Below are 4,775 nucleotides of genomic sequence, written 5' to 3' on the forward strand. Positions count from 1 at the left end.
CCGACATCGGTGCGCCCTCGACCTTGGTGGCGATGCCGATGCGCGACCACATCTGGGCGATGGTTTGCGCGATTTTCTCGTCGTTGATGTAGCGGTTGTTCGGCGTATGCAGGGTCAGGCCGAAACCATTGGGCTATCCGGCTTCAGCCAGCAATTTTTTCGCCGCTTCAGGATCGTATTTAGGTGGCTTCAGATTCGGATTGTGGCCGAACAGGGCCACCGGCACCAGGTTGATGGTCGGCTCGGACAAGCCTTCCATGACCCGGTCGCGAATCGCATCGCGGTTGATGGCGATCGACAATGCGCGGCGCACGCGTACATCCATCAGCGGATTCTTGTCCAGCGGCTGGCCATCCTTGTCGGTGACGAACGGCGATTTCTCGCGGCGGGTATCCGGGTACAGGTAGATCACGCGGTGCGAGACCTTGGAATAAAAGCTCAGGCCCTTGTCCGCCCGGACTTTCGCCAGGTCCGGCGTCGGCACGTTTTCGATCGCCTGTACATCGCCTGCCAGCAGCGCCGCCAGGCGGGTTGCGTCGTTCGGGATGAAACGCAGGGTGACCTTGCTCCAGGCCGGTTTCTTGCCCCAGTAATCGTTATTGCGCTCCAGCTCTATGCGGTCGTCGCGCTGGAACCTGACGAACTTGAAAGGACCGGTGCCTATCATGCCCTTGCCGCTGGCGAAGTCGTCGCTGCTCAGGCCCTGGGTCGCTTTCTTCGATACGATGTAGATCGAAGTCAGGTCGGCCAGCAGCAACGGATACGGCTCTCTGGTCGTCAGCTGGATGGTGTAGGGATCGATGATTTTCTTGTTGATGATGGCTTTGGTATAGGTATCGAATTTTCCCGGGCTGCCGACGATTGTGGCTGGCCGGTCCAGCGACCAAGCGACGTCTTCCGCCGTCAGCGGACTGCCGTCGTGGAACTTGGCGCCTTTGCGCAACTTGAATTCCCATGTCAGGTTATTCACCAGGGTCCAGGATTCGGCCAGCGCTGGAATGATGTGGCTGTCGGCATCCATCGCCACCAGCTGCTCGAAGATGTGGTCGGAAACGTTGATGTTGGGAAACAAATTATAGAAGTGCGGATCCATCGAAGTCGGCGGAGAACTCATCGCCAGTTTGAATTCCTGCGCTGCGGCAGGAGGCGCTACGGAAGCAAACAACAGCAGGCAGGAAGCCGCCTGTAATACACACAATCCCATTCTTGGCCATGACATCAGACGCATAATGCTCTCCTGTGAATGAACACCGACGGACCGTGTAGGCGTAATATACACATTCTGGACGTTACGCCATTCACCATTTTTGTAGGCAAAAGGCGTGCCACATAGGGGCCTGTTAGGAATCAATTTGGGAGATGCGTTCAAACCAAAACGTGTGCTGGCAAGGCGCGTGGCGTAGCAGGGGCTGGTTGCCCCTGCAAGCCATGCAACGCAGTCCAGCGCACGTTTTGGTTTGAACCCGGAGGGAACGGGTCATAGGCGTCGCATGCCGTTGTTGCAACTCCTTGCCGTAGCACCTCTACGTCGCGTCGTTGCGCCTAGGCATGCGACGCCTATGACCCGTTCGCACTCCCAAATTGATTCCTAACAGGCCCTAGGAGCACAACATGAATTTGATTGATCCCATTATCGCCTTCCAGGCAGAATTGCAGGCTATCCGACGAGATCTGCACGCACATCCCGAACTCAACTACGAAGAAAAGCGGACCTCCGATGTGGTCGCCCGCAAACTCACCGAATGGCAGATTCCGATAGTGCGCGGCCTCGGCGTCACCGGCGTGGTCGGCATCGTGAAAAATGGCAGCAGCAACCGCGCCATCGGCCTGCGCGCCGATATGGATGCCTTGCCGATGCAGGAATTGAATACCTTCCCGCATGCCTCCCAACATCAGGGCAAGATGCACGCTTGTGGACATGACGGCCACACGGCGATGCTGCTTGGCGCTGCCCATCACCTGGCGCAGCACCGCAATTTCGACGGTACCGTATACCTGATTTTCCAGCCGGCGGAAGAAGGCGGCGGCGGCGCGCAGCGCATGATCGACGACGGTTTGTTCGAGCAGTATCCGATGGAAGCGGTGTTCGGCATGCATAACTGGCCGGGCATGCCGGCCGGCAGCTTCGGCGTGACGCCAGGCCCGATGATGGCCTCCAGCAATGAGTTCGAGGTGATCGTCAAAGGCAAGGGCTCGCACGCCGCGCAGCCGCATAAAAGCATAGACCCTGTCATGGTCGCGGTGCAGATTGCGCAGAGCTGGCAGACCATTGTCTCCCGCAATATCAATCCGAACGATCCGTCGGTCCTGTCGGTGACGCAGATCCATAGCGGCAGCGCCACCAATGTGATTCCCGACGAAGCGACGCTGATCGGCACCGTGCGGACTTTTTCGGTGGCGGTGCTGGACGTGATCGAAACGCGCATGCGGGAAATCGCGCAACATACCGCGGCCGCTTTCGGCGCCGAAATCGAGTTCAAGTTCCACCGCAATTATCCGCCGCTGGTGAACCATGCCAAGGAGACTGCATTTGTCGTCGAAGTGCTGCAGGCAATGGTCGGCAACGGCAATGTCAATCCGCAGGTGGAGCCCACCATGGGCGCCGAGGATTTTGCCTTCATGCTGCAGAACAAGCCGGGCTGTTATGTCTTCATCGGCAACGGCGAAGGCGCTCACAGGGATGGTGGCCATGGCCTCGGTCCTTGCAACCTGCACAACGCCAGCTACGACTTCAACGACGATCTGCTGCCGATCGGCGCCAGCTACTGGGTCAATCTCGCAGAAACTTATCTGAAGAAGATGTAGTCGCCGCGCTGCCCTCTGGCCTTGGCGCCAGGGCAGCCCTTCTCGCTTCGCGTCCCGATCCATCCTTTTTTTTTCATTCATCATGCTCATGAATCAAATTGAAATCGCCTACGACCAGCCTATGCAATTGGGCGAGTGCCCGCTGTGGCATGCCGGCGAAGCTGCACTGTACTGGGTCGACATCTCGGCCATGCAGGTGCACCGGCTGCGGCCTGCCGACGGCGTCCACGCCATGTGGCAGCTGCCTGCCGAACCCGGCTGCATCGGCCGGCATGCGGGCGGCGGCCTGGTCGTCGCCATGCGTAGCGGCGTGGTCCACCTGAACACCGACAGCGGTGAGCTCACGCACATCGCCGATGCGCCTTACGACACTGCCACTGCGCGTTTTAACGATGGCCGTTGCGACGCCGCCGGCCGCTTCTGGGCCGGCACCATCTATGAACCGCGCGACCACGCCGGCGCTCAGCTGTACGCCATTGAAAAGGATAAAGTACGACCTGCGGGCAATCCGGTGACGGTGTCCAACGGCCTCGGCTTCAGCGGCGACAGCCGTACGCTGTATCATAGCGACACCACGGCGCACCGGATCTGCAGCTACGAGTTTGATTTGGAGCACGGGGTAATCGGTGCTGGCCGGGTGCTGAAACAGTTCGCCATGGACAAGAGCGCTGCCGACTATGGCGGCCGCCCCGACGGCGCTGCGGTCGATAGCGAAGATGCCTATTGGTGCGCGATGTATGAGGGTGGCAGGCTGTTGCGTTTGTCGCCCGCGGGCGAGCTGCTGCAGGAAGTGATCTTGCCGCTACGCTGCCCGACCATGATGGCGTTCGGCGGCGCCGATTTGCGTACGCTGTATATCACCAGCGTGAGTGAAAAGCGCGGCGCTGCTGAGCTTGAAAAGTATCCCGCATCCGGCTGCATCCTGTCGCTGCGGGTAGATGTGCCTGGCCGGATTGAACCGGCTTACATTGCCTGAACCGGGACAAGGATTCACAGTTTTACGACAGGAATTGCCCGTAGTTCGGCAACAATCCCGGTTTTCGACTATTCTTTAGGGCTGTAGCTGCGCGCCGCGGGGAGTTGCATATGCGGTCAGCGCCGCCTTCCATTTGAATATGGCGACGACTTGTTTCGCTTTTTTATTTTTACGTTCGAAAGTCTTTCATGCAAAAAAAACATACCGGACTCAAACTCTTGGCCGCAGCCGGCCTGCTGGCAGGCGTTCACTCAACCAGCTTCGCCGTGGACTCCGCGTCCTTCGAACTCGGCACCGGGAACAAGAGCCAGCTGGCTCGGGTTGCCGCGCAATGGAACTGGAACACGGCCTTGTGGCAAGGCAGCAGCACCCAACTCGGCGGCTACTGGGACTTGAGCCTGGCTGAATTCCGCCAGAACCAGTACCAGAATGTCCCTGGCCAGAAGAAAAACCTGACCGATATCGGCTTCACGCCGGTGTTCCGTTTCCAGGCCAACGATAAAAAGGGCCTGTATGGCGAAGCCGGTATCGGCGTGCATCTGATGTCGCATCTGTATGACAACAACAGCCGCCGTTTTTCCACCGCTTTCGAGTTTGGCGACCACATCGGCACCGGCTATGTGTTCAGCAACGGCCTGGATATCGGCCTCAAGCTGCAGCATTTCTCCAATGGCGGCATCAAGAAACCGAACAGCGGCGCAAACTTCGCTGTGCTGCGGGTAGCTTATCCGTTCTAAGTCAGGTTTTTGATCCAGATACAGGAAAGCCGGTCGCGCAAGCTGACCGGCTTTTTTTCGCCTGATGATTCAGGTAGTTGATTGGAGCAATACGGGAAACGAAGGTATGGGGCCTGCCGCAAAACCATACGCGCAAAGCAAAAACCCTCTGCAGTTGTCTGCAGAGGGTTTTTTAATAAAAGCCTGACGATGACCTACTTTCACACTGGTTGCAGCACTATCATCGGCGCAAAGTCGTTTCACGGTCCTGTTCGGGA

General features: G+C 58.4%; 3 protein-coding genes and 1 pseudogene. 3 read left to right on the forward strand and 1 reads right to left on the reverse strand.

What is annotated here, in order from left to right:
- Nucleotides 1-1,204: pseudogene (locus tag JWQ61_RS05125) on the reverse strand (ABC transporter substrate-binding protein); the annotation flags it as partial.
- 407 nt (nucleotides 1,205-1,611) lie between these two features.
- Between JWQ61_RS05125 and JWQ61_RS05130 the strand changes: the two are divergent.
- The 3 genes from JWQ61_RS05130 (at nucleotide 1,612) to JWQ61_RS05140 (ending at nucleotide 4,518) form a co-directional block, all read left to right on the forward strand.
- Complete coding sequence (locus JWQ61_RS05130; RefSeq protein ID WP_304359570.1) at nucleotides 1,612-2,805, forward strand: M20 aminoacylase family protein; 1,194 nt, start codon at nucleotides 1,612-1,614, stop codon at nucleotides 2,803-2,805.
- A gap of 82 nt (nucleotides 2,806-2,887) precedes the next feature.
- The gene (locus JWQ61_RS05135; RefSeq protein ID WP_304359571.1) at nucleotides 2,888-3,781 is read left to right on the forward strand and encodes an SMP-30/gluconolactonase/LRE family protein; all 894 of its coding nucleotides are present in this window, start codon (nucleotides 2,888-2,890) and stop codon (nucleotides 3,779-3,781) included.
- 188 nt (nucleotides 3,782-3,969) lie between these two features.
- Nucleotides 3,970-4,518, forward strand: a complete 549-nt coding sequence (locus JWQ61_RS05140) for an acyloxyacyl hydrolase (protein ID WP_120234244.1) — start codon at nucleotides 3,970-3,972, stop codon at nucleotides 4,516-4,518.
- Nucleotides 4,519-4,775: the final 257 nt, after the last annotated feature.

The organism is Collimonas fungivorans (assembly GCF_028292705.1).
Taxonomy (GTDB): domain Bacteria; phylum Pseudomonadota; class Gammaproteobacteria; order Burkholderiales; family Burkholderiaceae_D; genus Collimonas; species Collimonas fungivorans_B.